General features: G+C 44.4%; 21 protein-coding genes. 20 read left to right on the top strand and 1 reads right to left on the bottom strand.

The genetic code is table 11. From position 1 onward, the window contains the following. The first annotated feature begins 57 nt into the window (after positions 1–57). From DXB91_RS06195 to DXB91_RS06245, 11 genes are all read left to right on the top strand, one after another. Complete coding sequence (locus DXB91_RS06195) at positions 58–768, top strand: ABC transporter ATP-binding protein (RefSeq protein ID WP_015533583.1); 711 nt, start codon at positions 58–60, stop codon at positions 766–768. Next, entirely contained in the window at positions 765–2,363 is a 1,599-nt protein-coding gene (locus DXB91_RS06200; RefSeq protein WP_022216868.1) for a putative ABC transporter permease subunit, read from the top strand. The genes DXB91_RS06195 and DXB91_RS06200 overlap by 4 nt, the downstream gene beginning before the upstream one ends. A 134-nt stretch (positions 2,364–2,497) precedes the next feature. After that, on the top strand, positions 2,498–3,250 hold the full coding sequence (gene trhA / locus DXB91_RS06205) for a PAQR family membrane homeostasis protein TrhA (RefSeq protein WP_055280422.1): 753 nt from the start codon (positions 2,498–2,500) through the stop codon (positions 3,248–3,250). A gap of 369 nt (positions 3,251–3,619) precedes the next feature. Then, entirely contained in the window at positions 3,620–4,249 is a 630-nt protein-coding gene (locus DXB91_RS06210) for a sugar O-acetyltransferase (RefSeq protein ID WP_118017126.1), read from the top strand. 99 nt (positions 4,250–4,348) lie between these two features. Continuing rightward, positions 4,349–5,092, top strand: coding sequence for a tRNA pseudouridine(38-40) synthase TruA (truA, locus tag DXB91_RS06215; protein ID WP_118017129.1), 744 nt, complete (start codon positions 4,349–4,351; stop codon positions 5,090–5,092). Between the two features lie 29 nt (positions 5,093–5,121). Next, positions 5,122–5,769 (top strand): DUF6709 family protein, encoded by a 648-nt coding sequence (locus tag DXB91_RS06220; RefSeq protein WP_055280425.1) that lies wholly within the window; start codon positions 5,122–5,124, stop codon positions 5,767–5,769. 42 nt (positions 5,770–5,811) lie between these two features. After that, positions 5,812–6,624 carry a threonine/serine exporter family protein gene (locus DXB91_RS06225; protein ID WP_055280426.1) on the top strand — a complete coding sequence of 271 codons (813 nt, stop codon included), beginning with the start codon at positions 5,812–5,814 and terminating at the stop codon, positions 6,622–6,624. Between the two features lie 18 nt (positions 6,625–6,642). Then, positions 6,643–7,098: a threonine/serine exporter family protein gene (locus tag DXB91_RS06230; RefSeq protein ID WP_118017131.1), complete on the top strand. Its 456-nt coding sequence runs from the start codon at positions 6,643–6,645 to the stop codon at positions 7,096–7,098. A 46-nt stretch (positions 7,099–7,144) separates the two neighbouring features. After that, entirely contained in the window at positions 7,145–7,423 is a 279-nt protein-coding gene (locus DXB91_RS06235; RefSeq protein ID WP_015533590.1) for a hypothetical protein, read from the top strand. 173 nt (positions 7,424–7,596) lie between these two features. Next, positions 7,597–7,884, top strand: a complete 288-nt coding sequence (locus DXB91_RS06240; protein ID WP_055280428.1) for a hypothetical protein — start codon at positions 7,597–7,599, stop codon at positions 7,882–7,884. 70 nt (positions 7,885–7,954) lie between these two features. Beyond that, positions 7,955–9,397: a DUF6034 family protein gene (locus DXB91_RS06245; RefSeq protein ID WP_118017133.1), complete on the top strand. Its 1,443-nt coding sequence runs from the start codon at positions 7,955–7,957 to the stop codon at positions 9,395–9,397. 218 nt (positions 9,398–9,615) lie between these two features. Here the strand turns inward: DXB91_RS06245 and nrdD are convergent, their stop codons facing one another. After that, positions 9,616–11,811: an anaerobic ribonucleoside-triphosphate reductase gene (gene nrdD, locus DXB91_RS06250; protein ID WP_022216859.1), complete on the bottom strand. Its 2,196-nt coding sequence runs from the start codon at positions 11,809–11,811 to the stop codon at positions 9,616–9,618. Between the two features lie 434 nt (positions 11,812–12,245). Between nrdD and DXB91_RS06255 the strand changes: the two genes are divergently transcribed. The 9 genes from DXB91_RS06255 to DXB91_RS06295 all read left to right on the top strand — a co-directional run bounded on the left by DXB91_RS06255 (position 12,246) and on the right by DXB91_RS06295 (position 21,267). Next, a complete protein-coding gene (locus DXB91_RS06255; protein WP_004850368.1) occupies positions 12,246–13,121 on the top strand; it encodes a phosphoribosylaminoimidazolesuccinocarboxamide synthase in 876 nt (291 codons plus the stop codon). A 297-nt stretch (positions 13,122–13,418) separates the two neighbouring features. Beyond that, positions 13,419–14,207: a hypothetical protein gene (locus DXB91_RS06260; RefSeq protein WP_119998051.1), complete on the top strand. Its 789-nt coding sequence runs from the start codon at positions 13,419–13,421 to the stop codon at positions 14,205–14,207. After that, positions 14,188–14,520: a hypothetical protein gene (locus DXB91_RS06265; RefSeq protein ID WP_117550997.1), complete on the top strand. Its 333-nt coding sequence runs from the start codon at positions 14,188–14,190 to the stop codon at positions 14,518–14,520. Before DXB91_RS06260 ends, DXB91_RS06265 begins: the two co-directional genes overlap by 20 nt. 12 nt (positions 14,521–14,532) lie before the next feature. Next, complete coding sequence (locus DXB91_RS06270) at positions 14,533–15,474, top strand: glycosyltransferase family 2 protein (protein WP_117550995.1); 942 nt, start codon at positions 14,533–14,535, stop codon at positions 15,472–15,474. 2 nt (positions 15,475–15,476) lie between these two features. Then, entirely contained in the window at positions 15,477–15,935 is a 459-nt protein-coding gene (locus DXB91_RS06275) for a GtrA family protein (RefSeq protein WP_117550993.1), read from the top strand. 36 nt (positions 15,936–15,971) lie between these two features. After that, on the top strand, positions 15,972–17,945 hold the full coding sequence (locus DXB91_RS06280; protein ID WP_118017135.1) for an NAD(+) synthase: 1,974 nt from the start codon (positions 15,972–15,974) through the stop codon (positions 17,943–17,945). A gap of 251 nt (positions 17,946–18,196) precedes the next feature. Next, positions 18,197–18,538 carry a phenylpyruvate tautomerase MIF-related protein gene (locus tag DXB91_RS06285; RefSeq protein WP_117550989.1) on the top strand — a complete coding sequence of 114 codons (342 nt, stop codon included), beginning with the start codon at positions 18,197–18,199 and terminating at the stop codon, positions 18,536–18,538. Then, positions 18,538–19,092: a phosphatase PAP2 family protein gene (locus tag DXB91_RS06290; RefSeq protein ID WP_187115872.1), complete on the top strand. Its 555-nt coding sequence runs from the start codon at positions 18,538–18,540 to the stop codon at positions 19,090–19,092. Before DXB91_RS06285 ends, DXB91_RS06290 begins: the two co-directional genes overlap by 1 nt. A 423-nt stretch (positions 19,093–19,515) precedes the next feature. Next, the gene (locus DXB91_RS06295) at positions 19,516–21,267 is read left to right on the top strand and encodes an ABC transporter ATP-binding protein (protein ID WP_117550985.1); all 1,752 of its coding nucleotides are present in this window, start codon (positions 19,516–19,518) and stop codon (positions 21,265–21,267) included. Positions 21,268–21,279 lie beyond the last annotated feature (12 nt).

Raw genomic sequence — 21,279 nt, forward strand, 5'->3', positions numbered from 1 at the left:
ATGGGGACGGAGAGGTCAGGTACCTCCGTCCCCTGTTTTGAAAAAGGAGAAAATAATATGCTGCAAATAAAAAATCTCACAAAGAGATATGGAGATAAGTTGGCGGTGGACAATCTAAGCCTACATATAATGCCGGGGGAGATATATGGTTTCATCGGACACAACGGGGCAGGTAAGACAACCACTATAAAAGCGTGTACAGGGATCCTGAATTTTGAGGAGGGAGATATCCTTATAGATGGTGTGTCCATAAAGGAAAAACCGCTGGAATGCAAGAAACAGATGGCATATATTCCTGACAATCCAGATATGTATGATTTTATGACCGGAATCGGATATTTGAATTTTATAGCAGATATATTTGACGTGCCGGAGGAAGTCAGGGACGAGCTCATAGACAAATATGCTGACGCATTTGAGATAAAAGACAACCTAGGACAGCTGATATCCGAGTATTCCCATGGTATGAAGCAGAAACTGGCAATCATATCAGCATGGATACATGAGCCGAAACTTGTCATCATGGATGAACCGTTTGTCGGACTCGATCCAAAGGCTTCCCATATACTCAAGCAGATGATGAGAAAAATGTGCGATGACGGAGGGGCGATATTCTTCTCCACACATGTATTGGAAGTCGCAGAAAAGCTGTGCGATAAAGTGGCGATCATAAAAGGCGGACGACTGGTGAAGGCGGGCATAATGGAGCAGGTGAAGGGAGACGAGTCACTTGAATCCGTGTTCCTTGATCTGGAGGGTGAGTCATGATAAGGATATTGATGAAGAAACAGCTTAAGATGCTGTTCAGTGGATTTTTCGTTGACCGGAAGACTGGAAAGTCCAGATCCAAAGGTGCTGTAGTTCTGGGTATCATCAGTTATGTGGCAGTGCTGCAGGGCTGTATGGGAGCCATGTTCGGAATGGAGGCATATTCGGTGTGTGAGCCGCTTTGTTCTGCGGGGCTTGATTGGATGTACATGGCGATGATGTCTATGATGGCGTTGACCATCGGTATATTAGGAAGTGTGTTCAATACATATGCGAGCTTGTATCAGGCAAAAGACAATGACCTGATGCTGTCACTGCCCATCCCGGTCAGGGCTATATTATTTGCAAGACTGTCAGGAGTGTACATCATGGGTGCGATGTTCGCCGTGACCGCCATGGTTCCCGGTATCATAGTATATGGAATAGTAGCCCATCCCGGTGTGTGGCCGGTCGTGTCATCTATTATAGTACTGGTTCTTCTGACATTTGTCATACTGGTGCTCTCATGTATACTTGGCTGGGTAGTGGGGAAGATAGGCAATAAGACCAGAAATAAGAGCTTTGTGACAGTTGTATTGTCACTGGCATTTATAGCCGCATATTATGCTGTATACATGAATGCAAATAAGCTGCTCTCAAAGATCCTGGCAAACAGCGGAGAATACAGTGCAAAGATAAAAGGTGCTGCATATCCGCTCTATTCAATTGGTCGTGCGGCTACAGGAGATGGATTGCAGCTGGCGTTTGTGGCAACAGGCACATTGATCATCTCTCTTGCAGTGTGGCTGGTACTTGAGAGAACATTCATCGGAATCGTGACGACAAAAGCCGGACATACAAAAAGGAAGAATATAATAAAAGCTGCAAAGGCGCAGAGCCAGGATGCAGCACTTCTTCAGAAAGAGTTCAAAAGACTGGCAGCATCTGCCGTATATATGCTCAACTGTTCCCTGGGGACATTGATAATGATCGCTATGGCAGTGGTTTGTCTTGTTAAAGGACAGTATGTAGTAGATATGATTACGAAAACTCCCGGACTACCGGATGGTGTACTTATAATTGGGGCGTGTATAGCCGTATGTGCCGCCGCGTCGATGAATGATCTGACTGCACCATCGATATCTCTGGAGGGAAAGAATCTTTGGATCGTGCGTTCGCTTCCAGTCACATCGTGGCAGATACTTAGGGCAAAACTGAGGATGCATGTGATACTTACCCTGATTCCGGCGCTGATCCTTGATATAGTGATGCTTGTTTTTGTGACACCATCACTTGTAGATGGCGTGATGATGTTACTGATACCATGTCTTTATGTGTGCCTGACTGCATACATAGGGCTTGCAGTCAATCTCAAGATGCCAAAGCTTGACTGGACGTCGGAAGCATCGGTCGTGAAGCAGAGCATGGGTGTACTTGTTGCTATTTTATCGAATTTTGTATATATTATTGTACTTGTGGTGGGATATTTGTTATTCGGAAGTTTTACCGGAGCGACAATGTATCTAGCAATAAGCACTGCATTGACGGCAGCCGTTGCAGTTTTGTTTAGAATATGGCTGAAGAGACGTGGGGTGCAGGTGCTTGAGGCGCTCTAGTTGTCTGCGATGATGAATCCAGGGCTGTGCTCTGCATGGAAGCTGGAGACTGCGGTTGTAAGACAGTGTAGATTATAGATAGCAGTATAAATTATAGATAGAGTTATAGATAGAAAGAAGTTTTAGGATTAAATATGGCAGAAGTAAATAACTTAGAAACAGACATGAGCAGTCAGCAGAAAGCTGAGCTGGACAAAGAGAAAAGCAAAGAAGAGAAGAAAGATTCAAAAAGAGCAAAAAAGCAGCACTACAGGGAACTGAATGAGCCGCCAAAGCTCACCGTTCTCGAGGAGGTGGGAAATGCTGTTACCCACGGAATAGGAGCAGGGCTTGCCATAGCCGGCTTTGTCCTTCTTCTCCTGAAGTCAGACACAGGACTCAAAGTGATGGCATCGTGTTTTTATGGAATATCACTGATATTGATGTTTCTCATGAGCTGTCTGTATCACTCATACAAATCCGGGCTGGCAGTCAAGCGGCTCTGGAGAAGATTTGACTATTCCTCGATATATCTGCTGATAGGCGGAACATTTGCTCCACTGTACCTTGTGTACTGGGGAAATGTGCTTGGAATAGTGTTGTTCTGTGTGCAGTGGGCACTTATCATAGCGGGGATCACCATCATATGTGTGTTCGGACCGGGCAGGTTCAGACCGATACACTATACGCTGTACTTCGTTATCGGATGGAGTGCTATCATGTTCATTCCGGGCTGGTTCAGAAATGACAAGCCGCTTCTGGGATGGATCGTGGGCGGAGGTGTTGTCTATACGCTTGGCATGATTCCATTTGTGAAGGACACCAAGGGGGCGCACTTTATCTGGCATATCTTTGTGATGCTGGGGGCCGCGCTGCATTGGTTTGGGATGTACCTTTATGTGTATTGAGGACGGACGAAAAACTGCTCTCCAGACATAATAAGCCGTGTGCCTGTATTCTGAATCACACTAATCTTCCGCCACTTCAGCTTGCTTATATTTGCACTGCGCTCTGCGCACGATAAGGGCGTTTGTGCGCGCCGCTCCGGCAATAAGCGCTGAAGTTCAGTCGATTACGCTATCGATTCAGAATACAGGCACGCGGCTTATTATAATATCTGGAGAGCAGTTTTTCTGTTACCGATAGAAGTTTATTGCTTATATTGGATTCGATTTACGAGTAATTATATTTGCGGTTGATTGCAGCCATAAAGAATGGTATCTTTTAGGCAGATATAAACATGATGAGTAAATATTATAATACGAGGAGGAAATTCTATGGACAGAGTAGAGAAAATGCTTAGCAGAATGAAAGCTGGTAAGTTATATAAATGTGTGGACTGGGATCCGGAGGGGAAGGCGAAGGATCTGGTTGATAAGTTCAACGGTGCTCCGAGGTCTGAGACAATGACAAGAACCGGCGAGTATCTCGGAAAATTATTCGCACACATGGGAAAGGAGTGTTACATAGAGCCGCCATTTTACTGCGACTATGGAACAAATATACATGTGGGAGACTATTTCTATGCAAATACAGGGCTGATAGTTCTGGATCAGTGTGACGTCATCATTGGAGATCATGCATTTCTGGGACCAAGGGTCAATATATACTGCGCAAGTCATCCGATAGATGCGATGATCAGAAATGCCGGTGTGGAGCTTGGCAAGCCGGTCACAATAGGCGATAATGTATGGATCGGCGGCAATACGGTCATCAATCCGGGTGTGACCATAGGTTCAAATGTTGTCATAGGCTCAGGGTCGGTTGTCACGAAGGATATTCCGGATGGTGTGATAGCTGCTGGAAATCCATGTAAAGTCATAAGACCGATAACAGAAAAAGATAAGCAATATTGGCTTGAACAGGTAAAGGAATTTGAGACAGACACAGGCGAGCAGGTGCTGTAGTGGGGACGCTTCTTTTGTCACAAGGAGTGTCCCCTGGATTGGATTTATATGACAGAGGGACACTCCTTGTGACAAAAGAAGCGTCCCTGGAGAGGACATATGGTAAATTACAGATTTACTTTCAGCTATGATGGTACACGTTATCACGGCTGGGAGAGCAAGACAAATGCGGATACAGTGGAGGGGCGAATAGAGGCGGTCCTAACCAGGATGGTCGATGCAAAGGTCGATATCCATGGTGCAGGCAGGACTGATGCGGGAGTACATGCCAGAGCCATGGTGGCGAACGGAAGGCTAGAAACAGATAAGACTCCGGAAGAGATAAAAGATTATCTGAACAGATATCTGCCTGCGGATATCTGCGCGCTTGATGTTGCTGTGGCCGGGGACAGGTTTCATGCAAGGCTGAATGCAACCGGTAAAGTCTACGAATACACGCTGTATGTAGGTGCTGAGAAACCTGTATTTGATAGAAATTATGTGTGGTGTGTGCCACAGGGCAGTATACTTGATGTGGATGTGATGAAAAAGGCTGCATCGTATCTTGTCGGAAAGCATGATTTCAGATCTTTTTGTGGCAACAATAAGATGAAGAAATCCACGGTCAGAACCATATACGATGTGGATATAGTCAAGGAGGGAGACTACGTCCGCATGAGATTCCATGGAAATGGCTTTTTGCAGAACATGGTGAGGATACTGACCGGAACACTGGTAGAGGTTGGATATGGGAATATGAGTGCGGAGCATATTCCTGAGATCATAGCCGGGATGGACAGGCAGCTGGCGGGGCCTACGGCGCCTCCACATGGACTTTGCCTGATGAAGGTGGAATATGACTGAGTACAATTAAGAAAATGGGGTTAAAACAGATGATAAAGAAGCTTGGAACAAAGTACAGGATAAAATGTATTATTGGAGCAGTGATATTTGCAGCAATCGGAATCTCCGGTGTTGCTGCAGCAATGGGGGTAGATGAAGGATCAATATGGATAGGGCTTGGATCTGCGATGTTCCTCGCATTTGCGGCATGGTTTGTATCCTTGGCAATAAGGCAGAGCAACATAAGAGACGTGCTGGATTACTGTAAGAAGAAGCCGAATCCTGAGTATGAGATGGAGAGGATAGAGCAGTTTTACAGATCAGGTGCTGCAGTGAATGGTCTCAGATTAAATAATGAGTTCTTCATGTATATCAAGGGTGATACGGTGAATTTTGCCGAGACCAGGGAGCTTATGTGGGTATATAAGCTCATAACCCAGAACAAAGTGTACGGAATTAAGGCGGGTAAGTCTTACCAGATCGAGGTCAGGCTGAATGATGGCAGCGGAATGGCGCTTCCGATGAGGAAGGAGAAGGACTGTGATGACACCCTTGCATACATAGAAAGCATGGTTCCATACATAATAATAGGATATAACGATGAGATAAATAAGATATATAACCACAATCAGAAGGAACTGGAGAAAATGGTGGATGAGAGAAGACACCAGTACTTCCAGCAGGTTCCAATGAGATAGATAATGGCATGAGGTATATCTGTACAAAAAGGATGGTGGCATATGGGTATGGCGGATATTGACAGGCACAGCGGAATGGAGAAGCTGCGGGATATGCCTCAGGGAAGTCCGGAGGATGTGAAAATGCTCGGTCTGTTCATGGATGTGGGAGCCATGATGATCCGGAATGGCTCGGAGGTGAAGAGAGTGGAGGATACACTCAGACGAATGGGAGCTGCTTATGGAGCAGAGCGTATGGACGTATTTGCTATTACATCCACTCTGGTATGTACCATGAACATGCCGGATGGATCGGTGTGCTCCATGACCAGAGGAACCAGGGATGGGACAAAGACGGACTTCTGGAAGCTGGAGCGGATAAATGCCCTGAGCAGAGAGTATTGCAGACAGCCACTAGCCACTGAGGGCCTGAAAGAACGAATTGAAGAGATAGAGCAGGCATCAGCGCCGAGATTCCGGGTGTGCGTGGGAAGCGTGCTGGCGGCGGGAGCGCTTGCGGTATTCTTCGGCGGAACCATACTTGATGGAGCTATGGCGGCGGCATTTGCTGTGGGGATATGGCTGATGCAGATGTATTTCGCCCCGATATGTACCAACAACATACTGTTTAATTTTCTGTGTTCATTTGTCACAGGAGTGCTGATCGGACTGGCGGGGCGTGTGTTTCCAATACATGAGGACAAGGTCATGATAGGAGACATTATGCTGCTGATCCCGGGACTTGCGCTGACAAATGCAGTGAAGGACATGTTTGTCGGTGATACGATAACTGGAAGCCTGAGACTGGTTGAATCAGTTCTGTGGGCGGCAGGCATAGCCTGCGGATTTGCATTGGCGGTATTTATCTGCAGATAACAACAGGAGGAATGGCAAATGGCGGTACAGATAATCACTGCGCTTCTGGGATCACTGGGATTTGCGCTTATGTTCAATCTTGGCAGGCGGAATGTGATACCGGCGGCGGTCAATGGAATGTGCACATGGATAGTATACATTCTGGTCAGAAATATCATAGATGACGTATTTATCCCGTCTCTTGCGGCAAGCCTGTGGGCTGCCATATATGCTGAGATAGCGGCAAGGATCATGAAAGCACCGGCAAATCAGTATCTTATAGTCGGACTCATTCCGCTTCTGCCGGGGGCTCCGCTCTATTACACACTGAGCGCGGCATTTGATTCAGACTGGAAGGCCGCAAGCGCATATGGCAATTCCACAATGCTGTTCGTGCTGGGGATTGCGGTGGGAATAAGCGCAGTCTGTGGATGTGATGACATAATAAGGAGGCTTAAGAACAAAAAGTCGGAAAGCTTGAGTAAACACATATAAGGTGTTATGATACAGGTTAAGTGTTATATTAAGGAGATCGAGGGTTATGCTTGAGAAGTATGGAAAAAAGCTGTTTATATTGCTTGGATGTGATGTAGTATATTTTATATTGTGGGTTATACCGGCCATAAGGATACCTGCTTCATCTGCGATTTTTACCGGACTTGGGCTTATGACCATGACGGCACTCAGCTTTGTTGAGGTTGAGGATGATACATTTGACAGGGTGACAGGTGATGAGAAGTGGTTTAAGATAGCCTTTCTGGTGGGAGCGGCACTCACGCTTGTGGGAATCATACTCCTGCTGATGTTTTTCAAATTCTAAATATAATGTGGATTATAGATCCCTTCCGTATGATTAGGTACATCATACGGAAGGGATTTTTTCGTCTTAAGAATATCTTAAAGTTCCCGGCAATTGTTTCTTAATGTACACCCATTTTACAATACATTATGAGCAGAGACATTTCTGAAGTTTAATGTGAAGGGAGGCAGAAAATGTCAGGAAATTCGTGGCGGAAAACTGCGCTGGTCATGTCTGTACTTGCCGTATGTGGCATGTGTGGCTGTGAGAACAGGTCGAGCGGTGATGGGGACAGGACAGAATACATATATGGTGATTCCATTGAGGAGAGTCATGGCGCATACGATAATATAGTGCAGCTTGTGTACATAAACGCAGTGGATGGAAGCTGTGTAGATATAATTGAGACTGCAAAATGTCTTGAGACATGGTACGGAACAGACCCGGAGACTGGGGCAGGAACAAAAACCATATCAAAATAAATGTGCTGATATGGTCAGGTGAAATGTCTAATATATGAATATTTGCGAAATGACAAGGAGGAAGATAATCATGGGAAAGAGAGCGACAAGAATAGCGGCATGTGTGCTGGCAGGAGTGATGGCGATGCAGATGACAGGATGTGGAAATAAAAAGGTTGATTATACATTGGATGGAGAGTCGGGTTCGGCAAGTGGATACAGTGATGATGGCAGTAACGATGCGGGTGGCAGCCTTGCAAAGAGTCTGGGAATCCCGGAGAAGTGTGATGAGACATTTGATGTGGGCAATTCGGGCTTGTCAGAGATAAGCTGTTCCGGTTCGATAGATATTCCTGATACGGATTCCATGAAGAGGGTATATTACAGCACTATGAAGCTTGATGCTGCACAGATACAGAGCATTGTCGAGGGACTCCTGGACAAGTCCCAGGGCATATATATCCGCAAGGATGGAGTGCAGACCAAGGATGAGCTGAAGAGTATGATAGAGAGTACAGAGAAGTTTAAGAAGGAGGCTCAGGGGCAGGGGGATGATTCGTCGGATGCCTGGTATGATACCCAGATAGAGACATACAAGAAGCAGATGGCAGATGCACCGGATTCACTTCCTTTGCTGGAGAATTATGATGATCCGTATTCATCGTATACAGGCAAATATGGAGACAAGGAATATACGGTGAGTATATCACAGTATGGCGGTGAGGATGACAATACAGACGCAGGTGTGTATATATCATTTTACAAATCCGAGAGTGAGGAAAACAAGCTTTTGGATGGTGTGAGCGGCGCAACATACACCTATGTGACGGGCATCAGCAATGCCACAGACATAGATCTGACCAATGTCACAAATGAGAGCAAACTCACGGAGAACGATGCCATATCCCAAGCGATGAATTTCCTCTCAAAGATGGGGATAGACGGTATGGAGAGTACAAAGACAGAGCCGCTTGCCAGAATATGGTCGGATGACAATGGCGAGGTAAAGCAGACCAAGGTGAGTGGATACTCGGTAACGCTCAGCAGGTCTATATACGGAGCAAAGGAGAGAGAGGGCGAATTATATAACGTTGACAATCTCCAGACACAGAATGGCTATATGTTTGAGCCTGGTGACAGTGTAACATTAAATATTGATGATGATGGAGTTGTAGATATGTTTGCCCAGCTTTACACAGATCCTTCATCCCTGCAGGCGGAGGATGTGGAACTCATGAGCTGGAACGACATGATCGCAAAGGCAAATGAGGGCATTGCAACATATTATGAGAAATACCAGACCAGATATGGCAAGGTTCAGTTCAACAACGTGGCACTCAGATACATGGCGACAGCAGATGACGATGGAAAGCTCTGCTACATTCCTGCATGGATATTTACACAGAGCGAGGAGCTCCGGGGACAGGACACGGTAGGGGAGATATCCCAGATTGTATGTATAAATGCAATTGACGGAAGCTGCATTGACATAGTGGATAATGCCAAGAAGATGAAGTTGTGGGAGACGTATTAAACGGACAAATCCATACGTAAAATCCGCAGATGTTATAAAGTTTGTTTCGGATCAGCCGGATTTTGCAGATGATGCCGCTTACATGAGGGTATGCTAGATATTGTAGTTATAAGAAAGTAATAAAAATACAGACAGTCAATTGTTTTTTGAGGTCACTTCATTCACAATTGTGCTGTCTGTATTTTTATTTGAAAGTATCAGTTTTAAGCTGACTAATTCTACAGGTGAAGGACTCTGTCCTTGATCTCCTGTGTACGTCCCTGATTCCAGAACTGGGTTCCGATATAACCGCAGGTACGTCTTGCAACGAAGAGAGTGTTCTGGTCGCGGTTGCCGCAGTTAGGGCACTCCCACACCAACTTGCCATAATCGTCTGTCACGATCTTAATCTCGCCGTCATAGCCACATTTCTCACAGTAGTCGCTCTTGGTGTTGAGCTCTGCATAGAGAATGTTGTCGTATATGAACTTCATGACTTCAAGGACTGCGTCTATGTTATTCTGGAGGTTTGGAACCTCAACATAGCTGATGGCGCCGCCCGGTGACAGCTTCTGGAATTCTGACTCAAACTTCAGCTTGCTGAAGGCGTCTATGTGCTCGGTTACATGTACGTGATAGCTGTTGGTTATGTAATTCTTGTCTGTTACGCCCGGGATGATGCCGAAACGCTTCTGCAGATTCTTGGCAAATTTATAAGTAGTGGACTCCATAGGTGTTCCGTATACGGAATAGCTGATATTCTCAGCGGCCTTCCACTCAGCACATTTGTCGTTGAGCTTCTGCATTACAGCGAGCGCAAATTTCTTGCCTTCCTCGGATGTATGTGTTTTGCCGATCATACGGACACACATTTCGCAGAGACCGGCATAGCCAAGGGAAATAGTTGAGTAGCCGCCGAAGAGCAGCTTGTCAATCTTCTCGCCTTTCTTAAGTCTTGCCAGCGCACCGTGCTGCCACAGTATAGGAGCGACATCTGATATGGTTCCGAGCAGTCTTTCATGTCTGCATCTGAGTGCCTTGTGACAAAGCTCAAGACGCTCGTCCAGGATCTTCCAGAATTTGTCCATGTCGCCGTATGATGAACATGCCACATCAACAAGATTGATGGTCACGACACCCTGGTTAAAACGTCCGTAATATTTGCGGGATCCATCAGGATTCCTGATGCCGTCCTCCTTTGTAGGAAATGATCTGCAGCCCATGCATGGATATACGTCGCCGTCCTTCATCTCTCTCATGACTTTGGCGGAGATGTAGTCAGGAACCATACGTTTTGCGGTGCATTTGGCGGCAAGCTCAGTCAGATACCAGTATTTGGAATCTGTGGTGATGTTGTCCTCGTCCAGAACATATATGAGCTTAGGAAATGCCGGAGTGATCCAGATTCCCTTCTCGTTCTTAACTCCTTTGATCCTCTGATTCAGGACCTCCTCTATGATGAGTGCCAGGTCATCCCTTGTCTGTCCCTCAGGAACCTCATCCAGGTACATGAACATGGTGACAAATGGTGCCTGTCCGTTACATGTCATCAGGGTGATGAGCTGGTACTGTATAGTCTGTATTCCACTTTTGACCTCGTTCAGAAGTCTCTTCTCTGTTATCTTGTCGATAATGGCATCATCAAGGGATTCGCCACAGTCCTTGCGCTCCTCGATGACCTGTGCACGGAGCTTCTTCCTGCTAACATCCACAAATGGTGCCAGATGAGACAGGGTAAACGTCTGCCCGCCGTACTGGTTGCTGGCAACCTGTGCCACGATCTGCGTGGTGACGTTGCATGCCGTGAAGAAGCTGTGCGGCTTCTCGATCATGGTCTCACTGATCACTGTTCCGTTCTGTAGCATATCCTCAAGGTTGATGAGGTCACAGTTGTGCTCCTTCTGAGCGTAGTAGTCAGAATCATGGAAATGTATGATTCCGGCCTCATGTGCCTCAACTATATCCTCAGGCAGAAGCATTCTCTTGGTCAGATCTTTTGATACCTCACCGGCCATGTAGTCACGCTGTGTCGAGTTGATCACCGGATTCTTGTTGGAGTTTTCCTGATTGACTTCCTCGTTCATATGGTCTATGAGCGCAAGGATTCCGTTGTCCGTGGTGTTGGACTTACGTGCGAGCTCTCTCTTGTAACGGTAACGCACATATTTCTGTGCAACCTCATATCCTCTCATCTCCATGATACCGGTCTCGACCATATCCTGAATGTCCTCCACGTGAACTGCGTGGGACATTGATTCTATCTGTTTCTCCAGGTTGTCCGCGATGGCGTGAACCTGATATTCGTTGAGCTGGTGGAGTTTGTCAACCTCATTGTTGGCAGCTTTGATGGCATTCTCGATCTTTGACAGGTCAAATGTCACCTCTTCTCCATTCCTTTTGATTACGTGTACGTGTGTTTTAGCTTCCTCTGACACAGCAATAGCCTCCCTCTTCCAATTCAATGGTAAATTTATTCGTAATATTCCAATCATTCAAGTTAACTTAAATCAGGCCAATCAGGTCTGGTTCGACGTAATATAGTAGATGCGGCTGCCTGTGCCGCATGGAATTATTTATAAAGAAAAAATATGCAATAATTATTGTGAACACAATATATTTGGTGGAAATAATGTGAAGCACCCACTAGATATTGTGCTCTGTTATTATAGTCATCACAAATGATATTGTAAAGATGAAAAATGTGCTTTTACACAATAAAAATCCCGTGAGGCGCATAAACCTTGACAAATTTTGAGAAAAAATTTTTGAGGGCTTCCAAAGCCTTGACAAGCAACCATAAAAAGTGATACACACTTATATGAATACAATTTCTAACAGGTATTAATACAAATATCAAGGAGATAAAAAAATGCAGGAATTAAAGCCAATCAAAGAAGGTAAGGTACGTGAGATTTATGACAATGGAGACAGCCTGATCATGGTAGCTACAGACCGTATAAGCTGCTTCGATGTCATCCTCGACAATGTAATTTCCAAGAAGGGAACAGTTCTGACACAGATGTCAAAGTTCTGGTTTGACATGACACAGGATATTCTTCCTAACCACATGATCTCAGTTGATGTAAAGGATATGCCTGAGTTCTTCCAGCAGGAGAAGTTCGATGGCAACAGCATGATGTGCAGAAAGCTTGAGATGCTTCCGATCGAGTGTATCGTTCGTGGATACATCACAGGAAGCGGTTGGGCAAGCTACAAGGAGAATGGCACAGTATGTGGAATCAAGCTCCCAGAGGGATTAAAGGAGTCTGATAAGCTTCCTGAGCCTATCTACACACCATCAACAAAGGCCGAGATTGGCGATCACGATGAGAATATATCATATGAGCAGAGCATTGCTCACCTTGAGAAGTACTTCCCTGGCAAGGGCGAGGAGTACGCTTCAAAGCTCAAGGAGTACACCATCACACTTTACAAGAAGTGTGCAGAGTACGCACTTACAAGAGGAATCATCATTGCAGATACAAAGTTTGAGTTTGGTCTCGATGAGAATGGCAATATCGTTCTCGGCGATGAGATGCTTACACCTGACAGCTCAAGATTCTGGCCAGCAGATGTATATGAGCCAGGTCATGGCCAGCCATCATTTGACAAGCAGTTCGCACGTGACTGGCTGAAGGCTAATCCTGACAAGGGCTGGAAGCTTCCAGAGGATGTCGCTCAGAAGACTATTGACATCTACCTTGAGGGCTATGAGAAGCTTACTGGCAAGCCACTTGGAAAGTAAATCCTACACTATATAGCATCAGACTGTTATATTATTAAGAATAAGACTTCCGGCGTAATGATGTGCCCGGGAGTCTTATTTTTGTGTTTTTACGCTTCCCAGGCTGTGCTCTTTAAACGGTATTTTGAAACTGCGCTGCACTAGAAGTACAAGAGGTTCTGAATCCTGGTAAAACGGTACGCAGGAAATGAAGTATATTGATTAAAATGGCATTAAATGATAAAGTAAAAAATAAAAGTTATATACGGCAATTTTATAAACTAAATTTGTGAGACACTTATAAAACCAAGGACAGTTTTGGATTTAGATCTAAAAAATTTCTCTGCGCAAAATGGAAATTTTATTATTAGAATGGGGACCTCACTGGATAACGGATACAGTTATCCAACTCCGATATACTATTGTGATTTTTTTCTATATCCTGTGGCTTTTCTATATTATATGACGTTTTTACCACTTATAGTTGTTGGGGTATATCTTATTTATAATAGTAAAAAGCCGCGCATTAATGAGTGGATATATTTGGCGTTGGGAATGTCTGGGATTATATTGAGTCATGTATTGACCTGCGAGATAGTAGTCGTAAATCTTATTATTTTATGTATAGTTTTATTAAAAATAACATTAAAAAAAGAAAGAATTATGGCATTCATAAAAGCTGCCATAATGTGCTTAGTACTTACAATTTGGTATTTGCTTCCATTTATTGATTACTTCGTAAGCCAAGAAACCATAGTACAGGCTGGGGATTTAAGACTTTTAGATAATAGCTCACAAGAAATAATAGACATATTTCAGCTGTTTGCTCCTGGAAATGAAGGTTGGAAGTGCATCACTTTAGGTGCAGCTTTAATTTTATCTTTGGGGCTTACATTATATTGCCTATATAAATACTCTTCCAAAGAAGGTAATGAAAAAGCAATTTTTTGTATAAAAATCTTCAGTGCGTTTGGTATTGTAAACACATTATTCATATGTAAATTTTTCCCATGGGGTAGTATCCAGCAAATTCTGGGAATAGATGGATTAGGGTATCAGGTTGGAAGTATTCAGTTTTCATGGAGATTTGATTTCAGATTATCATAAAAACAAAGGAGATGCATATTTAACAATAAAAAACGATAGCACAATAGATGATGCGATTGTTCAAGTGCCTATTTTTAATTATAAGTATTATACGGTATTTGATAAAAATAATAAGAAATTAGATTTGGTTGGTTCTGTAAATAATTGTGTGACATTCAAGGTACCACCAAGATATAATGGAACATTAACTATAGGATTTAGAGAGCCGATAAGTTGGAGAATTTCAGAAATAATTTCAGCTATAGGTTTTATAGTTGTATTATTTATTGGTATAAAATTACTCGTTGCGAAGAGAAGAAAGAATATTAGATAAGGAGAATGTGTGATGATTAGTTTAATAGTTCCTTGTTATAATGAGCAAGAATCACTACCGATTTTTTATGATGAAGTAACAAAGGTAGTAAGAAATATGGGGGTAGAATATGAGCTATTGCTCGTAAATGATGGTTCAAAAGATAAAACATTGGAAATAATGAGGGAGCTTTCTGCAAAAGATGAACATGTTAAGTACCATTCTTTCTCAAGAAATTTTGGCAAAGAGGCTGCAATGTATGCGGGCTTTTGTAATGCAAAGGGGGATTATGTAGCTGTTATGGATGCTGATATGCAGGATCCACCATCATTGTTACCACAGATGTTAAAAATTCTGGAATCCGGAGAATACGACTCAGTAGCTACAAGGCGGGCTGATCGTAAAGGCGAGCCAAAAATCAGAAGCTGGTTTGCCCGTAAGTTTTATCAGATCATTAATAAAATATCAGATGCCGATATTGTAGACGGAGCAAGAGACTTCCGTCTTATGAAGCGCGAAATGGTCGATGCCATAGTGGAAATGGGCGAGTATAATAGATTTTCAAAAGGCATATTTGGGTGGATCGGTTTCAATACATATTGGCTGCCGTATGAGAATATTGAAAGAGTTGCCGGTGAGACTAGCTGGAGTTTTTGGAAACTGCTGAAATATGCAATAGATGGCATTATTAATTTTTCACAAGCTCCTCTTTCAGTGGCCTCTTGGTTTGGAATGGCAATGACTTTTGTGGGCTTTTTAAGCCTTATTTTGGTGATAGTCAGAAGATTGGTATTCGGAGATCCTGTTGCCGGATGGGCATCTATAATATGTGTAATCATATTTATAGGTGGAATACAGCTTTTCTGTTTAGGAATAATGGGGCAGTATATAGCTAAGATGTACTTGGAAACAAAAAAGAGACCACATTATATAATATCTGAAACGAATGACAAGAATTCAAAGAAGGTTAATTAGCAATGAAAAAAAAGGATATTTTTGATAAAATATTTGAACTTCCGGGGCTAAGAGTATTTGAACCACTATATAGTAAGTATAAAGAAGTGATTTTATATTTAGTATTTGGAGGATTAAGTTTTATAGTAAGCATTTGTACTTATGCACTATTTAATGTGTATTTGGGTATCAATGAGTTGATAGCGAATATTTTATCGTGGATAATTACTGTATTATTTGCTTTTTTGACAAATCGTATATGGGTTTTTGATTCTCCTACAAGTGGTGTGCAAGACTTTCTGAAGCAGATGGCAGCCTTTTTTGGTGGACGAATAATTACATTGGTAGTAGAAGAAGTAATTCTATTAGTATTTATATCTATACTTGGTTTTAATAGTATGATAGTTAAGATTGTTGCACAGATTATCGTTATATTACTTAATTACATCATAAGTAAGTTGATTATATTTAAGAAAGACTAAACAAGATGAAAGCCAAATGTAAGGAGGAATTCATACATGAAGAATATGCTGCGTGTGGCGGCCGTTACGCCGAAGGTTCATATCGGAAGTGTCAGCGGAAATGTCAGAGAGATAATGGATATATATGAAGAGTATAAGGATGCTGCGGATGTCATAGTGACGCCAGAGTTGTCTATCACGGGATATACCTGTGCGGATCTGTTTGAGAACAGAAAGCTCATAGATGGCGCGAGAAGAGGTCTTCTTCAGCTTGCCATGGCGACTTGTACCGGTCAGTCGGCACTGGTGGTCGGTCTGCCATTTGAGGTGGACGGGGAGCTGTTCAACTGTGCGGCGTTCCTGCAGGGCGGAAGAGTCATGGCCATCGTGCCGAAGACTTACCTTCCAAACTATGGCGAGTTCTACGAGAAGAGATGGTTCTCAGCCAGAAAGTATGATGCGGTGATGGTAAATCTCATGGATCCGGAAGATGATGGAGATGAGCTTGAATATGATGGCAGCAGGGCTGTTGGCAGTGAAGTGCTGTTTGGCAATAATGTGATGATAGATATGGGCAGCGTAGACCAGAGAGTAAAGCTTGGTATAGAGATATGTGAGGATGCCTGGACGCCTGTGTCACCGGGAAGACTTCTCGCCATGGCGGGAGCAGAGGTCATACTCAATCTTTCCGCGTCAAATGAGGTCATCGGAAAGGCTGCATACAGGCACAAGCTGATAGGAAGTGTGTCGTCGGACTGCCTGTGCGGATATGTGTATGTGTCGGCGGGAATGTACGAGTCCACATCGGATCTGGTATTTTCAGGACACAATCTGATGTACGAGAACGGCAAGCTCCTCGGCGAGGTAAAGCCATTTGAGGAAGGAGTGCTGATAAGGGATATAAGTCTCACCAAGATCAGACACGACAGGATAGCAAACAAGTCATTTGCCGACTGCAAGCGTGATTTCGCATTCAGAAAGTATGAGACGGTGGTGTGCGATACCCCGCTCATGGACAAAGGAAATGTGCTCATGAAGGTGAAGATGACACCATTTGTCCCATCGGGAAATAAGCTTGAGAGGTGCATGGCGATATTCAAGATGCAGGTTGCCGGACTTCAGAGAAGGATAGAGGCCACCCATTGCAAATGTGTGGTCGTGGGAGTGTCAGGCGGACTTGATTCCACACTGGCTCTGCTGGTTTCGGCACAGGCGGTGAAGAATGCGGGACTTCCATCCACAACTGTCGTGGGAATCACCATGCCGGGATTTGGAACGACAAATAGGACGAAGAACAACTCCACGGAACTCATGAGACTGCTCGGCTGTGACAGCAGAGAGATAAGCATAGCTGCATCGGTGAGACAGCATTTTGCCGATATTGGACAGGACGAGAGCGTGCATGACGTCACTTATGAGAACTGTCAGGCGAGGGAGAGAACACAGATACTCATGGATGTCGCCAACAAGGAGGGCGGATTCGTGGTTGGAACCGGAGATCTCTCGGAGCTGGCACTTGGCTGGTGCACCTACAATGGCGACCATATGAGCATGTATGCGGTGAATACAAGTATACCAAAGACGCTGGTGCGCTCACTTGTGAACGAAGTCGGACACTTCATGGAGGTTGATGGATTTGTGGGCATCGCGCCGATCATAGACGATATCATAGACACACCGGTCAGCCCGGAGCTGCTTCCACCGAACCCGGACGGAACCATCGCGCAGAAGACGGAGGACACCGTGGGATCATACATCCTGCACGATTTCTTCTTATATTATACACTTCGATATGGAATGTCCCCTGAGGAGGTAAATGAGTTGTGCAAGGAGGCTGTAAGACAGAGTGACGAGTACAATTTCTCAGACAGCGAGATCGACAAATGGCAGAAGGTATTCTACACGAGATTCTTCCGCCAGCAGTTCAAGAGGAACTGTATGCCGGATGGCGTGAAGGTCGGAACCGTATCGGTCAGCCCGAGAGGAGATCTGAGACTGCCGTCTGAGATAGAATTTGAGGACTTTTTGTAGACATTTGCCTGGGATAGTTATTAATATGGCAGAATCATAATAGCATACCAATCAGGGGTCGCTCCCGCTTAACTCAGCCTGCAACGGTACTAAGGTGCCGCCTGTTGCGCCACCTAAGGACCGGCGGCATCGTATTCCCCTGATTTGGTAGTGCTATTATGATTTTGCCACAATATAGCATACAAAGACAAATGTCTACAAAAGTCGTGTATATATTTTATATGAATAATATAATTTAGGAGGACAAAGAAATGCCATTTATAGATTCAAAGGTTACAGTGAAGATGAGCGATGACCAGAAGGAGACTCTTAAGAATAGTCTTGGTCAGGCGATAACAACGATGAACAAGACGGAGAGCTACCTTATGGTTGGTATAAACGATGGATATGACCTGTTCATGGGCGGAAAGAAACTTGATAAGGGTGCATATGTGGAAGTCAGCGTATTCGGTGATGTGACTCCTAAAGCTTGTGATGCAATGACAGGAAAGATCTGCGATATATTTGCGGATGTGCTTGGAATCCCGGGAAATGCGGTGTACGTGACTTACCACGGCGTACATGACTGGGGCTGGAACGGCGGTAATTTCTGATGTGGGAGATAGAAGTCCTTGACGCTCTCCAGAATATACATACCCCATGGCTTGACAAGATCATGGTGGCGATCACATCCCTTGGAAATGCGGGAATACTGTGGATAGTGCTGGCGGCTGTGCTGCTGATCATTCCAAAGACGAGGAAGGCAGGGCCGTGCATGGCCATCGCACTTATCCTTGATCTTCTCATAACCAACTGCCTGTTAAAGAATCTGGTCGCCAGGACAAGACCATATGATGTGGCGAATTTTACAGATCTGATAGTGAAGAAACCAAAGGATTATTCCTTCCCATCGGGACACACGGCGGCATCATTTGCGGCTGTCACGGCGTTGTTCATGAGGAAAGAGAAGCTTTTGGGCAGTATAGCATGTGTTGTGGCTGTGTTTATTGCTTTTTCAAGGATGTATCTGTATGTACATTTTCCGACGGATATTCTGGGTGGTATAGTGGTAGGAGTGGCATCCGGAGTGGCAGCAGGATTTATACTTAGAGCGATTGATAAGAAGCTTGCAGCCAGGGCGGCAGGTACAGATATAGAAAATCAGTGAAAACCAGATTGTGAGGATAAAGATTTCCATGAGCAACATGATTTGGCGAGTCGTTGGTTTGGAGAAATACAATCATGAGTGGTAGACAGTTTTGAAGACATTGACTTTGGAGATTCAGGAATATCTTGAAAAAGAGCGGAAATTACATATTAGATCTCTATAAAATGAGGCATATGGACTAAGAAGCTGTTCATATGCCTCATTTTTAATATGACATTAAATACTTTAAATACACAGAAATTTCACAAATAAAACGCCTCTGTATACTATTGACATTAAAAAATAGAAGTATTACTATTTATGCAACTTGCGTCAAATCACACATAGCTGACGATCAGATATCGCATATCATAAATCAAATTCCTGATTTTGTGCATCTGAGGATTCTGTCAGCATTTCAAACTGAAACAAGGAGGAAATAGAATGATCAAAACATTGCTTGGTCAGGTGGGCGAGTACAAGAAGAACTCGATACTTACACCTGTTTTTACGGCGGCAGAGGTCTTTATGGAGATCCTCATTCCATTTGTGACCGCCAAAATAATTGACGAAGGAATCAACGGACAGGACATGAGCAAGGTGTATATGTATGGCGGACTCATGCTTGTACTGGCTTTCCTAAGCCTTTTCTTTGGAGTGATGGCGGGCAAATTTGCTGCCAGTGCCTCGACGGGATTTGCATGCAATCTGAGGGAGGGCATGTACAGGAACGTACAGGAATTTTCATTTACAAATATCGACAAGTTCAGCACCGCCAGTCTTATAACACGTATGACGACGGATGTGACAAATGTACAGAACGCGTACCAGATGCTCATACGAATCGCAGTCCGTGCGCCACTCATGCTCATTTGCAGTATGATAATGTGCTTTACAATCAACGTGGAGCTGTCACTTGTATTTGTGGCAGCACTTGTGGTTCTTGCATTTGGATTGTTCTTCATCATATTCAAGGTAACCCCTATATTTGACGAGGTATTCAGGAACTATGACAACCTGAATGCTAGTGTTCAGGAAAATGTATCTGCGATAAGAGTCGTAAAGGCATTTGTAAGGGAAGAGTATGAGGACAAGAAGTTTGGCAAGGCTGCTGAGGTGCTTGCGGAGCTGTCCATAAAGGCAGAGAGCCTGCTGGCTTTCAACAATCCTATCATGATGTTTGTCATCTTTACATGTATGATGCTCCTGTCGTGGATCGGAGCACACTTCATAGTCGGTGGTAGCATGACAACTGGAAATCTTACATCACTTTTCAGCTATGTCATGAGCATGATGATGTCGCTGATGATGCTGTCCATGGTATTTGTCATGATCTCCATGAGTATGGCAAGTATGAGACGAATATCTGAGGTCCTTGAGGAGACACCTACCATGACCAATCCTGATGAGCCGATCATGGAGGTCCCTGATGGAAGAATAGATTTTAACCATGTGGACTTCGTGTATAAGGCCGGAAGTGCGGAGGATACACTGAAAGATATAGATATTCACATAAAATCCGGTGAGACGGTCGGCGTGATAGGTGGAACCGGATGTGGTAAGTCGACATTTGTCAATCTGATAAGCAGACTGTATGATGTGAAACCGGACGGTGGTTCGGTCTGTGTCGGAGGACATGACGTGCGTGATTACGATATGGAGGTCATCCGAAATGAAGTGGCGGTTGTGCTCCAGAAGAATGTGCTGTTTTCGGGTACGATACTTGATAATCTGAGATGGGGCAAGGCGGATGCCACGGAGAATGAGTGCCGTGAGGTGTGCGAGCTTGCCTGTGCGGATGAGTTCATAGACAGGATGCCGGATGGATATAACACCTGGATCGAGCAGGGCGGAAGCAACGTGTCTGGTGGTCAGAAGCAGAGACTCTGTATTGCCAGAGCGCTGCTCAAGAGCCCGAAGGTACTCATTCTCGATGATTCCACAAGCGCAGTTGACACCGCTACGGATGCGAAGATCAGGCAGGCATTTGCAACCAAGATACCGAACACCACCAAGATCATCATATCCCAGAGAATATCAAGTGTGCAGGATGCTGACAGGATCATAGTTCTGGATAACGGAATGGTCAGCGGCTTCGACACACATGAGAATCTGTTAAAGAACAACACGATATATAAGGAGATCTACGACGTACAGATGTCTGGCGGCGGTGATTTCGATGAGAAGATGAATTAATTATGAAGGAAA

Source organism: Coprococcus sp. OM06-34AC (assembly GCF_003462545.1).
In the GTDB taxonomy this organism is placed as follows: Bacteria; Bacillota; Clostridia; order Lachnospirales; family Lachnospiraceae; genus Coprococcus; species Coprococcus aceti.

Coding starts and splice junctions, on each gene's coding strand:
- DXB91_RS06230 (WP_118017131.1), top strand. CDS start 6,643: ATGGCGGTACAGATAATCACTGCGCTTCTGGGATCACTGGGATTTGCG.
- DXB91_RS06295 (WP_117550985.1), top strand. CDS start 19,516: ATGATCAAAACATTGCTTGGTCAGGTGGGCGAGTACAAGAAGAACTCG.
- DXB91_RS06280 (WP_118017135.1), top strand. CDS start 15,972: ATGAAGAATATGCTGCGTGTGGCGGCCGTTACGCCGAAGGTTCATATC.
- DXB91_RS06240 (WP_055280428.1), top strand. CDS start 7,597: ATGTCAGGAAATTCGTGGCGGAAAACTGCGCTGGTCATGTCTGTACTT.
- DXB91_RS06200 (WP_022216868.1), top strand. CDS start 765: ATGATAAGGATATTGATGAAGAAACAGCTTAAGATGCTGTTCAGTGGA.
- truA (WP_118017129.1), top strand. CDS start 4,349: ATGGTAAATTACAGATTTACTTTCAGCTATGATGGTACACGTTATCAC.
- DXB91_RS06225 (WP_055280426.1), top strand. CDS start 5,812: ATGGGTATGGCGGATATTGACAGGCACAGCGGAATGGAGAAGCTGCGG.
- DXB91_RS06270 (WP_117550995.1), top strand. CDS start 14,533: ATGATTAGTTTAATAGTTCCTTGTTATAATGAGCAAGAATCACTACCG.
- DXB91_RS06285 (WP_117550989.1), top strand. CDS start 18,197: ATGCCATTTATAGATTCAAAGGTTACAGTGAAGATGAGCGATGACCAG.
- DXB91_RS06290 (WP_187115872.1), top strand. CDS start 18,538: ATGTGGGAGATAGAAGTCCTTGACGCTCTCCAGAATATACATACCCCA.
- DXB91_RS06245 (WP_118017133.1), top strand. CDS start 7,955: ATGGGAAAGAGAGCGACAAGAATAGCGGCATGTGTGCTGGCAGGAGTG.
- DXB91_RS06195 (WP_015533583.1), top strand. CDS start 58: ATGCTGCAAATAAAAAATCTCACAAAGAGATATGGAGATAAGTTGGCG.
- DXB91_RS06275 (WP_117550993.1), top strand. CDS start 15,477: ATGAAAAAAAAGGATATTTTTGATAAAATATTTGAACTTCCGGGGCTA.
- DXB91_RS06255 (WP_004850368.1), top strand. CDS start 12,246: ATGCAGGAATTAAAGCCAATCAAAGAAGGTAAGGTACGTGAGATTTAT.
- DXB91_RS06210 (WP_118017126.1), top strand. CDS start 3,620: ATGGACAGAGTAGAGAAAATGCTTAGCAGAATGAAAGCTGGTAAGTTA.
- DXB91_RS06235 (WP_015533590.1), top strand. CDS start 7,145: ATGCTTGAGAAGTATGGAAAAAAGCTGTTTATATTGCTTGGATGTGAT.
- DXB91_RS06220 (WP_055280425.1), top strand. CDS start 5,122: ATGATAAAGAAGCTTGGAACAAAGTACAGGATAAAATGTATTATTGGA.
- trhA (WP_055280422.1), top strand. CDS start 2,498: ATGGCAGAAGTAAATAACTTAGAAACAGACATGAGCAGTCAGCAGAAA.